The sequence below is a fragment of the Stenotrophomonas sp. YJH_SMC_135 genome (assembly GCF_059372355.1).
The window spans coordinates 852663-866990 of the sequence record NZ_JCAFVN010000001.1 but is presented as its reverse complement, the minus strand read 5'-3'; the positions used below and the strand labels follow the sequence as shown (position 1 = coordinate 866990).

The 14328-nt window shown below is 62.4% G+C and carries 13 protein-coding genes; all 13 read right to left on the bottom strand.

All coding sequences use genetic code 11. From position 1 onward, the window contains the following. Window positions 1-100 precede the first annotated feature (100 nt). Genes AC5P98_RS04450 through AC5P98_RS04390 form a run of 13 tightly spaced genes read right to left on the bottom strand, consistent with a single transcriptional unit; the run spans window position 101 to window position 14323 of the window. Complete coding sequence (locus AC5P98_RS04450) at window positions 101-2242, bottom strand: hypothetical protein (RefSeq protein ID WP_495229890.1); 2142 nt, start codon at window positions 2240-2242, stop codon at window positions 101-103. Further along, a complete protein-coding gene (locus AC5P98_RS04445) occupies window positions 2242-3843 on the bottom strand; it encodes a D-Ala-D-Ala carboxypeptidase family metallohydrolase (RefSeq protein ID WP_495229889.1) in 1602 nt (533 codons plus the stop codon). The genes AC5P98_RS04450 and AC5P98_RS04445 overlap by 1 nt, the downstream gene beginning before the upstream one ends. Next, the gene (locus AC5P98_RS04440; RefSeq protein ID WP_495229888.1) at window positions 3843-4652 is read right to left on the bottom strand and encodes a hypothetical protein; all 810 of its coding nucleotides are present in this window, start codon (window positions 4650-4652) and stop codon (window positions 3843-3845) included. Before AC5P98_RS04440 ends, AC5P98_RS04445 begins: the two co-directional genes overlap by 1 nt. Window positions 4653-4707: 55 nt before the next feature. Beyond that, window positions 4708-5265 carry a GNAT family N-acetyltransferase gene (locus AC5P98_RS04435; RefSeq protein WP_495229887.1) on the bottom strand — a complete coding sequence of 186 codons (558 nt, stop codon included), beginning with the start codon at window positions 5263-5265 and terminating at the stop codon, window positions 4708-4710. After that, the gene (locus AC5P98_RS04430) at window positions 5265-5492 is read right to left on the bottom strand and encodes a hypothetical protein (protein ID WP_495229886.1); all 228 of its coding nucleotides are present in this window, start codon (window positions 5490-5492) and stop codon (window positions 5265-5267) included. Before AC5P98_RS04430 ends, AC5P98_RS04435 begins: the two co-directional genes overlap by 1 nt. Continuing rightward, complete coding sequence (locus AC5P98_RS04425) at window positions 5485-7908, bottom strand: packaged DNA stabilization protein (RefSeq protein WP_495229885.1); 2424 nt, start codon at window positions 7906-7908, stop codon at window positions 5485-5487. The genes AC5P98_RS04430 and AC5P98_RS04425 overlap by 8 nt, the downstream gene beginning before the upstream one ends. Beyond that, window positions 7908-8321, bottom strand: coding sequence for a packaged DNA stabilization gp4 family protein (locus tag AC5P98_RS04420; RefSeq protein WP_495229884.1), 414 nt, complete (start codon window positions 8319-8321; stop codon window positions 7908-7910). Before AC5P98_RS04420 ends, AC5P98_RS04425 begins: the two co-directional genes overlap by 1 nt. Continuing rightward, window positions 8318-8512: a hypothetical protein gene (locus AC5P98_RS04415; RefSeq protein WP_495229883.1), complete on the bottom strand. Its 195-nt coding sequence runs from the start codon at window positions 8510-8512 to the stop codon at window positions 8318-8320. Before AC5P98_RS04415 ends, AC5P98_RS04420 begins: the two co-directional genes overlap by 4 nt. Window positions 8513-8562: 50 nt before the next feature. Then, a complete protein-coding gene (locus AC5P98_RS04410) occupies window positions 8563-9771 on the bottom strand; it encodes a P22 phage major capsid protein family protein (protein ID WP_495229882.1) in 1209 nt (402 codons plus the stop codon). An 18-nt stretch (window positions 9772-9789) separates the two neighbouring features. Further along, the gene (locus AC5P98_RS04405) at window positions 9790-10656 is read right to left on the bottom strand and encodes a hypothetical protein (RefSeq protein ID WP_495229881.1); all 867 of its coding nucleotides are present in this window, start codon (window positions 10654-10656) and stop codon (window positions 9790-9792) included. 39 nt (window positions 10657-10695) lie between these two features. Beyond that, window positions 10696-12708, bottom strand: coding sequence for a portal protein (locus tag AC5P98_RS04400; protein ID WP_495229880.1), 2013 nt, complete (start codon window positions 12706-12708; stop codon window positions 10696-10698). Continuing rightward, a complete protein-coding gene (locus AC5P98_RS04395; RefSeq protein WP_495229879.1) occupies window positions 12708-14015 on the bottom strand; it encodes a phage terminase large subunit in 1308 nt (435 codons plus the stop codon). The genes AC5P98_RS04400 and AC5P98_RS04395 overlap by 1 nt, the downstream gene beginning before the upstream one ends. After that, a complete protein-coding gene (locus tag AC5P98_RS04390; RefSeq protein ID WP_154583112.1) occupies window positions 14012-14323 on the bottom strand; it encodes a hypothetical protein in 312 nt (103 codons plus the stop codon). The genes AC5P98_RS04395 and AC5P98_RS04390 overlap by 4 nt, the downstream gene beginning before the upstream one ends. Window positions 14324-14328: the final 5 nt, after the last annotated feature.

Below are 14328 nucleotides of genomic sequence, written 5' to 3'. Positions count from 1 at the left end.
GTTCGACCTCTCCAACGTTGGCGGTCAGCCGAAGGATTGGATGCAGAAGGAACATGAGAAGAGCCTTGCACCTGGCCTTGGAGCTAAGGGAATTCTTCTCCTATGGGGTGCTGGCGCGCTGGCGCTGCTGACCATTGCCGCCCTGATCTGGGGCGGTTTCAGGCTGCTGGCTGGCTAGAGCTGCCGCATACTCAATTGCAGCCTCATCGCCACTTTTCTCTGCCGCACGGGCAAGCTGCTGAATCGACGCATTGATGGAGCCGAGCGGAAGCTTCGTTGAATTCGCAAGCCAATTGACCACCAGCGGGCTGGTCATTGCCCGCGCCGCCACATTTGCCCCTATGCCACCACCGATGGTGGCAATCACCGGCCAGTAATGACCAGTGACTGGAGCCTGCGCAATCGATAGCGGAAGACCGATGGCGTAGCTCATTGCAGCGCCACGATTCGCAGTTCCTGACGGATTGGCAAATACCTGAGACCCACTCTTGATGTTGTCCGCCACGCTGGCGATACGATCCATGCTGCGGCTGAAACTCGGCCCATGCCGGTCGAACAGCGCGCGCTTAGCCTCCGGACTGACCCGGTTCCAGTTGGTCAGGAACGTAGCTGCGCTGAATGCCTCGCCGGTTGCGTCCTGGGCGCCAGGATTCGCCAGCCCCATGCGCTTGATTACTGCGCTGGTCACCGCCTTCTGTCCGTCCTGCGGGAGCGACTGCATCACAGCGCGCAGCGTGGTGCCGCCGTCCCGGGTTCCAGACAAAGCAGCGTTGTAGATCGCCTCGCCGCCGCCGTTCTTGTCGATGACCCGCTGAACCTGCTCCAGGCGGTCAGCTGCAGCCCGGGTGTAGTTGTTAGCGCGCTTTGCTGCCGCCACTGCCTGCGGCCCCTGGGACTGCGCGGCAGCCTCCATATCGCGCGACAGGGCGGCATAGAGCTGCTTCAGCTCGCGCGTCGGGGTCTCCGGCGACAGAGAGAAGTCGCTGATCTGCTCGCCAATGTCTGTGCGGATGCGCTTGAGTGCCGAATACGGGATCTGGCCGCCACCCGCCTGCAGGTCGGCAGCAAGGTTCTGCTGCAGGGCTGCGATGCGCGGGTTGATGAGCGAGCCGGTAGTTTCCACCGCGCCAGGCATCGGAGTGGTCAGCTTCTGCACCGTTTGCATGGTGTTGCTCAAGCCCACCGGGGTCGATTCAGGGATGAACCTGTCGGCCTGCCAGTAGAGCGCGCGCTTCTGAGCGTTGACGTTCTTGGCAAAGGTCTCAGCGCCCTTCTCGATGGCACGCCCTGCTCGCTCAGCACTGGCACGCGGGGTCAGATCATTCGCGAGTCGGCCAAGGCCTTCGCCAATATCCTCGCCCTGACGGGTGGCGAATCGGTTCATCACGCCTGCACTGGTCGGGCCGCCAGCCAGCAGGTTCTCTACACCCTGGACCATGCGATTGCCAGATGCCTGCCCGACAGACGGGGTGGCGCCAAGCCGCTCGAAGTCGGCCAGAGTATTGCGCATCTGCTCGCCAGAGCTACCGCGCACTGCGCCACGCAATGCGGCGCCAGCACCTGTCGCCAGCGCGCTCGGCCCCAAGCCGCCAGCCAGACCGGCCAGCAGCTGGTTGCCCTGCGAAGCTCCAGACTCGCGGGCCAGAGACGACGCTCCAGCACCGCCAGCAGCCGAAGCCGCCTGCATGGCCGGTTGAGCAGTCAGGAAGTTTGCCAGCTGGTTAGTTGCAGGGACAGCCGCGCCGCGCCCAGCGTTTGCAAGGGCGTTGATGCCGCCTCCAATTCCCAGCGTAAGGCCGGTGCCGGTCAGCGCCTCGCCAACGTCACCCAGCACGCGATCACCGGAGGTCTGAGCCTGCGGCAGCCCAAGACGGTCGGCCAAGGCCATTGCCTCTTCCCGATACGGACGAGCCTCCTGCATGCCCACGGCCCGGGCAACTGGGTTGACGATGTAGTTGTTGAACGCATCGCCACCTACCGCGCCAAGCAAGCCACCAGCACCCTGCAGCACAGAACGGGCGCCATAGGCCAGGTCACGCACCGTGCCATACTCCCAGCCATCAGGTGCACGCTTCCCGCCAACGATCTCGAGGTTGAGCGGCGCTTGGTCAAAGCCCTGGCCGTCATCAGGCACGATGGGGTCAGCATCCCAAGGGTTGCCGCCTTCCTGCATCGACTGGGGCGGTACAACCGCCTGCTGACCGTCAGCAACGATGGGATCGTTGTCCCAGGGGTTTGCCATTAGCGCTTCCTCCGCTGGGTGCCGTCAGGGGCAATGAACAGGGCGCCGCTCGGGAGCGCGTTGTATTCGGCTGCGGACTGGATCTGACGCGGGGCACCCTGCGGCTGCATCTGAACTGGAGCGCCGCCAGCTGCCTGCGCCTTGGTCTGCGCACGAGTGATCGCCGCCTGGGCTACGTCTCGCAGGTCCTGAAGCGATTGACGGAACGCTGTTTCACTCTGATCACGATTGAGTCGGGCAATCGCCTGTTCTGCCTTGGTGCCTTCAACCTCAGTGATGGCACCACCGCCCTTGAGGCTCTGGAAGGCCTGCAGGAACGTGCCGCCCTTGATCTGATCCAGCAAGACACGAAAGTCAGTTGCGTCCGTCCCCGGGATGTAGTTCCGGGGATCGGTACGGCCAGAGGCACCGACAGCAGTGGCAAGGCCGGGATGGCTGAGCGCCTTGTCGATCAGGTTGATGGCGTTGTTGGATTCCTGCATCACCCGGGGGAGGTTCTGGACAGCCTCGAGCCGTGCCTCTGCCTCACCCTTGGCCTGCGCCGAGCCGCCAGCCTGCTGAATAGCCGCCTGGGTCCGCATTGCCAGCTCCTGCGGAAGGAACTGCTGCTGCGTGCCCAGCTTGGCAGCCTCGACAGCCGCCGCCTCATCCTCAGGGCGTCGGCCAGCAAACGGGTTGGAACCACCGCCAGCACCGCGAGGCACCTGCAGGTGGATGTGATCGCCTTCATCGAGGGCCTGATAGCCCAGCTGGCGCGCACGGGAGATGAATGCAGGCTTCTGGTTGGCCGGGACTGCATAGTCTGCGGCAGTTCCGCTGAGATGCTGGCTGTTGGGCTGCCCTCCAACCTGGGCATTGCGTTCGGCAGAGCGCACACCGCTGGTCATCGTCACAGACGGGAACTCAGTCGCCAGCTGGCTGAAGGCTGCGAAGTGGTTGCCGCCGCCAGCCATCGGCGCAGGCTGCGAGAACGAGCCGTATCCCGTGCCGTCACCCACGACCTGCGCACCAATCTGACGCGGGTCAACGGCCACCAGGCGTTCAACACCGTCGGGCCCCTTGACCTTCTGATAGCCGATAGCTGCCGAGGACTCCCGACCAGCCAGGCCGAGATTGATGCGGCGTGCGCGCTCTACATCTTCAGGGCTCAGACCCTGAGTCATCATCTGGAAGGAGCGGACATCGGTAGGCGTCTGCCCGTTGAAATTCGGGGTGTTGTTCGCAACCGACAGGACCTGATCAACGATGGGCATCACCGTGGCTGCATCGAACTGATCGGGGATCTCGGCGCCAAAATTCCTCTTGAGATATGGCAGCGCCGAGCGGTATACGCCCGCCTGCATCTGCGGGTTGTCGGCATACTGTTTGAGGGTCTTGGCCAGGCCGACCAGCTGCTGGTTCTGCCGATTCGCCTCAGTCTGATAAGCCTGAGCCGTCTGAGGATTCAAGGCATAGGCGCGGCTCGTTGCATCCAAATCACCGGCCATGACCTGGGGCGCGATGGCCTGTAGCTCAGCGAGCTGATTGCGCTGCGTGATCGCCTTCTGCCGCTCCAGACCGTTTGCCTGACCCTGCGCGAAGGCCTCGTAGAAATTTGCCATCAGGTCCTCCGAGTAGACCAGTAGTCACCGATTGCACCGCCGACACCGGCAAGCGCGTTGTTCCAGGCCTGCCCCTGGTTGAGGTAGGACGAGGCACGAGCGTTGCCTGCGTTGGCAAGCTGGTTGCCGATCTGACCTGCGGTGTTCTGGCCCAAACTATTCAGCTCGCTATTCGCCGAGCCGCCGAGGCCTGCAAGGCGGAACAGCGAGTTCTGGAAGTTGCCGAAAGCCTTGGAACCAAGATTCGACGCGAAGGTCATCCGGTCAGCATCAGCGCCACCGGAGTAAAGGCCGCCACGGGCAGCCGCGCCACGGTCGAGAGCGTTGATGCCCTCATCTCGCGCCACGAGGTAGTCGGGCGTCTGATAGAACATGCTGAAGTCAGGGGTGCCAGTGCCCTGATTCAGGGTCCCGCCTCCCGCCAGAGCATTGCCAGTTCCACCGCCCGTGGAGAACTGAAGGCTCCCACCGGCACCAGTGCTGCCACTGCTGAAGAAGCCCATCGGGTCGTAGCTGGTGCCACCGAACTGACCAGCGAGGTTGGCCGGATCTGTCACCTTGTCAAAGAAGCTGCGCTTCTTCTTCTTGGCTGGTTCAGGCTGGGTGATCTGAATGCCGCTCGAGAGCGGCGCCGAATAGGTCGGCAGGCCATACATCTGTGCCAAAAGATTGAGCGCGCCAGTGCCAGTCACCTGATACGGCAGCGTGTCCGCACGGCTTTGGTTGTACATCGCCACCTGAGCGTTGATCGCGTCGCGCGAGGCCCCCGTGGCCGCATCACCTGCACGACCGGCAGCGTCGGCCTGCATCTTCCCGCCAACAAGACTGCCGGCAGCTCCAACAATTGCACCTACAGCTGGCATATCAGCTCTCCAATACCGAATAGTCGTCGTTCATCACTGCCCAGCGGTATCGCAGGCGCAGGCCCTTGTTCTTGTTGTCCATTGCGCAGCAGCGCTCATAGGCCCATTGCGGACCGTCAGTGCCGCGCAGCCAGAGGTCTATGTCCCAGCTGTAGTGCTTCACGTCGTGGGCCACACCATCGCGCAGGAAGGCGGCAGGTCGCACGTAGTCGAGGCGGAACCCGACGCGCTCGGTCAGGCGCATGGCTGGCACGTTGTCTACCGGCACCTTCGTCACGATCTTGGTCACTTCGGTCCCGCAGAACAGGTATTCCGCCGCCTGAGCACAGAACTGGGCCACTCCCTTCGATCCAGGCAGGAACATGGTGTGGACCTCAACAACACCATCACCAAGCCGGTGGAAGAAGAATCCGCCGCCATCGAACTCAATGCCAATGCCCTGATCGAAGATCGCAGCTAGCGGCCACGACCCCTCCACGCCATCCGGTCCGATCCACGGGCGCACGTCGGGGTGATCCATGACTTCCTGCAGGAAGCATGGATCTGTCGAGATCTTCATCAGTCGTCCGTCAGTTCCGGAGTCAGCACGGCGCCGAGCAGGTCATGCTTGCGGGGCGAAGAGACACGAATGCGGAACACGCGCTGGCGGGACTTGCCAAGGCGCATGAAGCGCACGCGCTTGGCGTACTGCCCAACTTCACCGATGCTGCGACGCTTCCAGTTGCTCCATGTATGGCCGCCGTCAATGCTGTAGCACATCTCTACGAAGTGATCGGTGTCAGCCATTGGTCACCACCGGGAAGGCAATCGACTGCGCTCCAGACCCAACCGGGTATGGCATTGTGGAAGGGGTCCAGGTCGCGCCACGATCAGAGGACGATGCAACGCCCGCAAGCGTCCCAGATGTAGGTGCCACGCCACTGACGACGATCCGGCCATTGGCAGCATACATTTCGTAGATGCCATCTATTCCAGGCACTGAGATGCGCGTCCACGTCTCCCCATCATCATCTGAGTAGATGAGATTGTTCGTGCCTGAGACAGCCTGTCCGGCCATGAACCATCGACCATCCATGTATAGCCCGCACCTTACGTCGGGGAAAGCTACACCCCCAGGGCTAAGCGTCTGCCATGCCCCGTTCTTGAATCGCATAACTTGGTTCAGCGTTCCAAACGATAGGATCACAGATCCATTTGTGAGCATGCATCTCTCACCTGTCTGCGGAACTCCATAGCCGGTAGCAATCCACGCAGTAGGAACTTCCTCATCGGAGTAATACATCCCGTAGGAGGGGCCATTGTATTGATAGGAGTACCAACGCCCGGTAGACAATCGCGCTACGTCCATAATGTGTAGGCCACTTGGAAGGGCGCGCGATGTCCAGCTTGTGCCATCAGCACTCACCTCCCAATAGACAGTTGACTCAGCTGATGTGCCGTTCTGAGCAAAGGCCAACGTCACGCCGCCGAAAGTACGAATCCGACCGATACCCGCCGGGACTGTCACTGAGGCGTTTGATATGCCGCCACTAACATCAAAATCGGTAGTTCGTTCTGCGATGGTTGTTGACCCGAGCACCATGACTGCGCCGCCAGGCCCAAGCTGGCGGCTTGCACTGCCGGGGGTCGTAACAATCGGCGATCGATTGTATGGACCCTGCCACGTGATAGCGTCGAAGCTGGCCCAGACTCGCTCATCAGGCACGTTTGCGCGGAGCAGCCAGAAGGCGGCACCAATAGCTACAGTGTCCGGAACCTCTGCCCACAAGCCGTTGGCATCGGTGACTCTGACTGTGAAGGCCGACGAGCCGACTATATAGGGGTTCCCACTAAGAACGCCGCTTGTCGCATTCAGGGAGATCCCAGCAGGAAGTGCGCCCGAAGAAACTGAGAATGTGAAGGGTGCAGTGCCACTAGTGCGGGTATACGCAAAGCTGTAGGAACCACCAATGAAGCCATCCGGAGCGTTCCCGCTAAGCAGAGGCATCGGCGGTTGCACAGGGAATGGCAGTGCCGTGGTTCCGGGCCCTTTGCCGGTATCAAGCACCAGCTCGGCGTTCGGAAGAAGCAGCGCGCTTTGATTATCAGCCACCACGCCGGACGTGCGCTCGCTGATGATCGGCTGATCGCCCTCCAGGAAGTAGTCCCAATCCAGTTCCCAGAGCCGTCCATCCTGGAAGTCACCGCCGAACCATTCCCGCCCCCACTTCTGCGTATGGCTCAGGCGCCAGCGGTTGATGCCGAAGGACTCGCGGCGATGCCAGAGGCCGCTCACCACGTCGTAGCCGAAGGTCTGGCCGTCCGGGAAGGTCAGGTAGTAGACCTTGTGGCCACGGTCCTCCCAGGTAAAGGCGATGGCCTCTGACCAGTTAAAGCCAGTGATGGCCTTTTCGAGAGCTCGGGTCGAGATTGGACGAGCCGCATAGCCCTCCATGCGATAGACCACGCCGTCATCGCCAAGCCAGAACAAGGTGTTGTCCAGCTTCTGGATAGTGTGCCGCGAGGCACAGCCACGGGTGATTGACTGGCGCCGGTTCTGGAACGTGCCGGTTTGGCCGCCAGCATTGAAGAAGAACTCGATGGTGCGCTGACCGAACACAACCACTTCAAACTGGCTGACTGCCAGACCCACGATCCGGTCGGGCGCAGCCTCAGCCTCATACCGGTCAAGCGTGTTGTAGTCCGTGGCATCTGCCAGGTTCGAATGGAACCAGTACCGCCCCTGCGGCTCGACGCCAAGAATGTAGGAATCGAGGTAGTCCGACGAGATCGACCCCGGATAGCCCTCGTCGGTGATCTTCGCGAAAGTGTCAGTGGAGGTCGTGTAGACATACCCACCACCACCCTGCCCGTTCTCGATCAGCACTTGGTAGCCGGTCTTGAACTGGTTGTGCGTCATCTGCACCCGGCCAACGCCAGGAATCAGGCCAATTGGAATGCCTACCCCGGTGTTGCTGATGCGGTACAGGTATCGACCGGAAACGATAAGGCGCAGACCTTCACAGTCGTGCATCCCCCGAATCGGACCGGTTCCGATCTGCTGATAGGGCTTCAGCCCCGGCGGGGTCGCGAACATCGAGACCGTGCGCGTACCTGCCACCTCTGCCATCACCGGCAGCCAGTTCACTGTGTCCTGGCACGACCAGGGCAGGCTGTCGCTGGTGTATAAGCCGCCGATCAGGTCAACGGGATTCGCGCGCATTAGCGGTAATACCCCTCGTACCAAGCGCCCCACGGCTGGCCTTGGCCGACCGGAAGATCCGGGTAGGAGATACGCGAGTAGTCAGCCGAGGCGACCTGAGCGCGGAGGTTGCCCAACAGGTCCTGCGCCATCTGGAACACGTCAGGATCCATGGCGACGCCGTATTTGGCGCGCAGGCGCGTGGCGAGGTTGTACGTGATCGCCTCCTCCGCCTCAGGCAGAACAGGCATCTCATCGTCCGGAACCGATACCAGCGACCAGCCAAGGCTCAGGCCTTCAGCTTCCCATGTGGTCATCATCAGGTTCAGGGCGCGGATTGCGTCCTCGGCATCCCGGGCCTCTGGAGCTTCATCGGCGTCCAAGACGCGGAGAAGCATCAGAGAATCGCGGATGACTTCGCTGACCTTGCTCATTGGGCAGCCTTGGGCGGCCGTCCACGGCGCTTGGGCTGTTCGTTGGCCACAGGATCAGCAGCGACCTTCTTGACTTCGCCGTGCGGATAGAACCCATCCTTGGCCGCCGCATGCTGCTCCGACTCATCGGCCACGATCCGCCACTCAGCAGCGAGATCGCCGCCGAGATAGATCATCTTGGGGAATTCCATGAGCCCTCCAAAAAGAAGGGGGCGACCAAGACGGCCGCCCCCGTTGGGCGTTACTGGGTGACGCGGCAGGCGTGATCCGGACGGACGGCTGCCGGCAGGGCGAACAGCACGTCGATTCGGGTGTTTTCCTGGTCGGTGAGGCCGTTACCGAAGCTCATCACGCGGCAGGACACGTTGCCGATCTTGGAGGTGTAGCCCTCACACGAAGCCAGCACCGGCAGCGGCACGAAAGCCGAGGCAAACGCATCGCGGTGGAACACCAGGTTCTGCACCCGGCCCGAGGACGCGGTGCCGAAGATCGTGATGACAGCAGACGCAGCCGGAGAAGCCGTCACGGTGCCGATCTGGCTGGCGCTGGTCGGGATGATGGCCGGGAAGATCTGCAGGTTGCCCGCGCCGCCCGCGTAGTTGGCCGTCACGCGGAAGTAGCGCGGCACGCCCATGTCGGCGCCGGTGATCGGGTGGACGGCATTCACGCCCGCGATACTGATGATCGAGCCAGCGGTGATGGCGCCCGTACCGGCAGTGACGGCCAGCGTGTTGCCGGTCTGGCCCGCAGCGTTGACGGTGTAGCCAGCGCCCGCGCCGTTGGTCTGTACCGGCAGCGACAGCTGCTTGTGGAACTCCAGGCCAGCGAACTTGCCCACGGCGTTCTCGCTGAACTCGCCACGCAGCTCATCGGCAGTGTGGAACAGCGGCGCATTGGCCTCGGCCAGGGCGTCGTTGGCATCCACCGAGAAGTGTGCGTAACGCTCATCTCCCGGCGCCAGGAAGCGGTCCAGCATCGAGGACGCATTCCGCCACGGGGTGCGGGTGGCCGGGACGGTGCCCCAGGTGCCGACCACGTTGGAGGTCTGCGAAACCATCGAAGCCAGAAGTACCTGGTTGATCTTGCTGTTCAGCGACGACATCGCCGGACGCAGGAAGCGCTCCTTGAAGCGGCTCAGCTCCAGCTTCTTCTCCTTCGCGGTGAAGGTCAGCGGGACGTGCAGCTGCTGGTCGACGGTCAGGTTGACCGAGGTTTCGTTGACGGCCGGAGCGGCACCGCCGCCAGCGAAGTTGGAGCCGCTGTAGGTGACCGGGGTCGGCGGGATCATGACCCGCACCGAATCGCCCTTCTTGTAGCCGTTCACTTCCTCGCTGAACTCGACTTCGCGGTCCAGGTTGATGTTGCGAACAACGCTGTTCTCTTCCCACAGGATCTTGGCCGCCTCGCGGGCGATCATCTGATGGGTCAGCGCCTGATTGACGTTTGCCATTGCGTATTCCTCGATTGGTTATCGCTTTCGGCGCAGCTCGCGGTCGCGGCGATACCACTCGTCGTCGGTCAGCTTCTCAGGCGGGGTTTCCGTCGGAGATCGACCACTGACGCGCGGTGCCGGCGCTGGCGCCTGCGAAATGGGCTTGTTGGTTGGGGTTGGCGCGAATGCCGCAGGAGCCGGTTCGGCTTCCTGAGTCGGCGGCGCTGCGTCCAGGCGCGATGCGTAGCGGGCGACTGCCAGCTCCATCAGTTCCGGCCGGGTTGAGGCCAGCTGGAACAGCTCGTCCTCGTTCAAGGCGAGCTTGTAGGCCATTTCCGGGCCACGTTCGTGGGCCATGATGGCTTTCTGCAGCTCGACAGGCAGGAGCTGCTGCGGAATGCCCGAGACAACCTCTTCAAAGTCCGGGTTCTGCGATGCAAAGGCCTGCGCACGATTGGCGTACGCCTGGAACTTCTCCTGCTCCGAGCGGGCTGCAGACTCGGATTTCTGCTGCTCTTCCCACTGCTTTCGAGCCTGCTCAACCTCATAGCGGGCCGTCTGACGGGCCAACTCCTCGGGGTCGAAACCGGCGCTCTCCATCGTGGGCGGCTTGGCTTCCTGCTTCGGGAAGCGGGATTCGATAGCTTCCAGCCGCTTGAGTACTGCCTGCTCACGGGCAGCAGCCTCTCGGGCTTCGCTCTTCAGCCGGTCGATGTACTGGCTGGTGCGGTTTTTGCGCTTGGCTGCCTCTTCTTCAGCCTTCTTGGCTTCGGCCTCTTTGGCCTTGTCAGCCTCTTGGGTTGCAGCCTGTTCCTGCTGGGCGGCTTCCGCGTCGTTCTTCGGCTGAGTTGCGGGCAGTGCTTCGCCGCCACCCTGTTCCAGGGCGTTGTTCTCGTCGCTCATGTCTTCCTCTCGGGATTCGACCAGTCCGGGTCGATGCGGTCAGGCGGGGAAGCCGCCTGTTTGTTCGGGCACAAAAAAACCGCCCGGAGGCGGTTGATTCATCTGCATGGGTTGCGGCTGTGGCGGAGGACCGAGAAGCGCCATACCGGCTGCGTTCTCGATGGCCTGGCCGATGGCCTGTTCGCCGTATAGCTGGGCCTGCGCCTGGGACTTTGTTGCGTCCGCGTCGGCCTTCTTGGCGTCGGCCATCATCTTCGGGTCGGGCTGCTGTGGCTCCGGCGCCTGCTCCCCGTCCTTGGGCTTCAGGACACCGCCGCTGACCAGGATCTGGCGGAACGCACTGTCCACGTCATCCATGCCAGGCAGGTCCATGTTCTTGATCGCCGAGTAGGCCATGAGGGAGGCAATCGGAGGCGGCAGACCCGGACCCATCTGGCCAAGCAGAGTGGTGAAGGCGTCAACGGCCTCCATGCGCTGAGTGGCAAAGCTCGGGCCGACAGTGATCGTCACGTCATACTTGCCCTTGCTCAGATCGTTCAGGGTGATCGTCTGGCCTGTCTGCGGGTCAACCACGCTCTGATACAGCTGCTTCCACTTCTCACCACCATCCGGACCCAAGACGCGGACCACTCGCGGTGTGTCGTAGACGCGCGGGATCATGTCCACGAGGATCTTGTAGGTGTAGCGGATTGCGTATGCCAGGTTGTCGATGTAGTTGAACGTGGCCGTCGCGCCCTGCTGCTGCCGCGCCAGGATTCCTCGTCCGCTGGTTTCGTTCGACCTCGCGCCCAGACTGGCGTCGTAAATGCCGGTGTTGGCCTTGATGTCCTCGTTGTCGAGGGCCGACAGCTGCAGGAGGGCTGCGGGGATTTCTGCCTGGGCAGCGCGCTGCGGCATCATGTCGGCGCTATCTGCCACCGGCAGATACGGATAGTCCTCAGCGTTGGCATTCCGCCAGAATCGCTCAAGACCCTTGATCCAGCTCTGCTTGACGATGAACGGCGCCTTCGGAGCCTTCGCTACCGCCTCAATAGCCGCCGTCCGGTGGACATTGTGCAGGCGCTGCTGATCCTTGCTCGGGCGGACCATGCCGAACCAGTAGTCTTCGCCATCGATGTTGGTGATGTTGCCCCAGCACGGGACAATCGGGATGTATTTTGACGGGAACTCGTATGGCTCGGTCAGCCACTCGTTGCCGTTGGTCATCCGCATCTTCACAACATGCGAATCGGCCTCGCGGCGCTTGACCACCGAGATGCCCTCATTGGCAAGCAGCGCCTCCAAGGTCATCGCGTCGGTCGGCTGCCCCTGATCCTTGGCACGCTTCTCCAGCTCCTCGACCGAGACTACGGCGCCATTGGAGAGCGCCCACATTTCGACCTTGATCGGGTCCTTGTACCAGTACTCTGCGATCAGAACCTGGTTCTTCTCGCGCCAGGTCACGCAGTCATTGTTGTCCTCCCAGTCCTGCAGGCTGGCATTGGGCCAGCGGCGCTCGAAATCATCCTTGGAAACCAGCTCCTCCACGAAGGCGAAGCCGGCATCGGAGCGATCGATCTCAATGGCGGCTGGGTCGAACTTCACCGCAAATGGATTTCGAATCGGCTCGATGAAGATGTCCTGTTCGAAGTCCTCGTCGTTCAGGTAGTCGGTGCAGATGCGCCAGGCGCCAAACCCTCCCTTAACTGCGAAGTCATAGCCGATGTCGTAGGCCTGATCGGCATTGCTGACCGACTCGATGTTCCGGCACAGACCCTGCATGATCTCGGCCAGCCCAGCATCACCCTCTTCCGTGCCGCGAACCTTGCCCTGCGGCCGGTTCTGGCGCATCTCGTTGACGACCTGGCGCACATGCGAGGCCAGCTTCGGGAACTCGTACGTCGGCCGATCACCGCGCCGCGCCTTGAGCTTCTCGTCCCACTGCGCGCCCGGAACCGTCACAAAACGAACGTCGTCGCGGGCCTTGTCGTACAGCTCCACGCAGGCTTCGGACGCAAGATCCCTGCGCTTGAGCATTTCAGCCAGCGCATCGTCCCGCTTCTTCTCGGCCATCAGTAATCCGTCGTGTAGTTGTCCAGGGCCGACATGTCCGGCTCGCTGTGGTCAGTGCTGAGGTAGTCAACGGCCATCAGGCCGAAGGCATCTGCGCCATGGCTGGCCCAGTCGTGATTCGGGCCGAAGCCGATGTTCCGCGCCTCATCGCGCTTCTCGTGATACCAGCCGAGCGCATCGCGCCCTGGCTCCGTACCGTCTGCATGGAACCAGATGCTCGGGAACAGCCGACGCACAGCCTCGATGCGGGTCATGGCCGCGCCCTGGCCCATGTTCGGAATCACCTTGACCTCAAACCCGGCCTTGCGCAACTCGCTCTCGTAGCTAACAGAGAACACCTTGTCGTGCGCCGCGCCGTCATGAGGCAGAACGCACATGGCGCATTCATAGCCACTCCGTCGCAGCCAGTCCACGTGGGTCGCCAGCGGCTGCCCAATGGCCTCGTAGTACCGCAGAACGCGAACCTCGCGCCCGATGAACTGGACGATCCAGATCGCGCAGGCGTCAGCCTTGGCGCCCGTGCCGCCGATGTCCCAATAGGCCCGAAGAGTCATCAGCGGATCGACGGCTACACGGCCAATGCGGCCCTCTTCCTGGGCCACCGCGATGGACTTAGCAAAATAGGCGCCGGACACAGCGACGACATACCCGCCATTCCAGATGTGGTCGTACTGCTCCGGGCGTTCCTGCAGATCGCGCTGCCGGTCACGTTCAAGCTTGGCGGGGAATCGCGGGTTGTCCTGCCAGTTCAGCTCGACAACCTTGACTAGCGGGTCCTCTGACCTGCGGAACCGTTCAACCGGCGCCGTCTTGCGTGCTGGGTTCCAGGTAATCCACAGCTCTGCATTCCACTGCTCACCCTCTTCACGCAACGTCGGAATCAGGGTGTTCCATGCATGCTCCGTGACCGGCTCCGCCTCATCGACCCAGCACAGCAGAATTCGGCCCTTCGACTTCACCGAACCGATGTTTCGGTCAAGGCCAGCGAACGAGAACCAGACGTTTCCGTCGTGGCTCTTCACGTACTTCTCGCCAACCTGCCAGTAGGCCGCCAGCGCCGGTTCATCCTCAATGGCCCGCTTGACCTCTTCCAGCGAGGAATCGTCCAGCGAGTTCATGAACTGGCGAGCGCACAGGATCTGGCCCTTGATGCCTGCCTGCCCGAAGCGCATGCCCTGGACTGCTGCCATCTTGGCGAAGGAGCGTGTCTTGCCTGAGCCGCGACCACCGTAAGCTCCACGAACGTCCGCACGTCCAAGGAACACCGGGCGCAGCTTGCGCGGCAGCCGGATGGTCAGCTCCGTCATTCCAGATCGGCCAGCTTGAACGTGGTGACTGTCTTCACCGGGCCGCCGTCCTCGCCCACATGCTCGGTGCGGTTGAGCTTGGGTGCTGCGTACTCGGCCAGCTTGCACAGGAGGTCCAACGCCTTGGCCGGGTCCGGCTTGCCGCTATCCGTGCCATCACCCTCAGCGACCGTCGTAAGCCAGCGCCCCACGTTGGCGCTGTTGTCCTCCAGCAGCTTGCGGACCGTCTCGCGGAACTCGGCCGTCTGCTTGTTCGGGGTGCCCTTTTTCCGGCCTCCGGCCTTCACTCGACCTTTTGGCGCGCCCATATCTA

What these genes read in the sequence shown, in the direction of transcription:
- AC5P98_RS04450 (WP_495229890.1), bottom strand. Translation starts at nt 2,242, where the DNA reads ATGGCAAACCCCTGGGACAACGATCCCATCGTTGCTGACGGTCAGCAG.
- AC5P98_RS04445 (WP_495229889.1), bottom strand. Translation starts at nt 3,843, where the DNA reads ATGGCAAATTTCTACGAGGCCTTCGCGCAGGGTCAGGCAAACGGTCTG.
- AC5P98_RS04440 (WP_495229888.1), bottom strand. Translation starts at nt 4,652, where the DNA reads ATGCAGGCCGACGCTGCCGGTCGTGCAGGTGATGCGGCCACGGGGGCC.
- AC5P98_RS04435 (WP_495229887.1), bottom strand. Translation starts at nt 5,265, where the DNA reads ATGAAGATCTCGACAGATCCATGCTTCCTGCAGGAAGTCATGGATCAC.
- AC5P98_RS04430 (WP_495229886.1), bottom strand. Translation starts at nt 5,492, where the DNA reads ATGGCTGACACCGATCACTTCGTAGAGATGTGCTACAGCATTGACGGC.
- AC5P98_RS04425 (WP_495229885.1), bottom strand. Translation starts at nt 7,908, where the DNA reads ATGCGCGCGAATCCCGTTGACCTGATCGGCGGCTTATACACCAGCGAC.
- AC5P98_RS04420 (WP_495229884.1), bottom strand. Translation starts at nt 8,321, where the DNA reads ATGAGCAAGGTCAGCGAAGTCATCCGCGATTCTCTGATGCTTCTCCGC.
- AC5P98_RS04415 (WP_495229883.1), bottom strand. Translation starts at nt 8,512, where the DNA reads ATGGAATTCCCCAAGATGATCTATCTCGGCGGCGATCTCGCTGCTGAG.
- AC5P98_RS04410 (WP_495229882.1), bottom strand. Translation starts at nt 9,771, where the DNA reads ATGGCAAACGTCAATCAGGCGCTGACCCATCAGATGATCGCCCGCGAG.
- AC5P98_RS04405 (WP_495229881.1), bottom strand. Translation starts at nt 10,656, where the DNA reads ATGAGCGACGAGAACAACGCCCTGGAACAGGGTGGCGGCGAAGCACTG.
- AC5P98_RS04400 (WP_495229880.1), bottom strand. Translation starts at nt 12,708, where the DNA reads ATGGCCGAGAAGAAGCGGGACGATGCGCTGGCTGAAATGCTCAAGCGC.
- AC5P98_RS04395 (WP_495229879.1), bottom strand. Translation starts at nt 14,015, where the DNA reads ATGACGGAGCTGACCATCCGGCTGCCGCGCAAGCTGCGCCCGGTGTTC.
- AC5P98_RS04390 (WP_154583112.1), bottom strand. Translation starts at nt 14,323, where the DNA reads ATGGGCGCGCCAAAAGGTCGAGTGAAGGCCGGAGGCCGGAAAAAGGGC.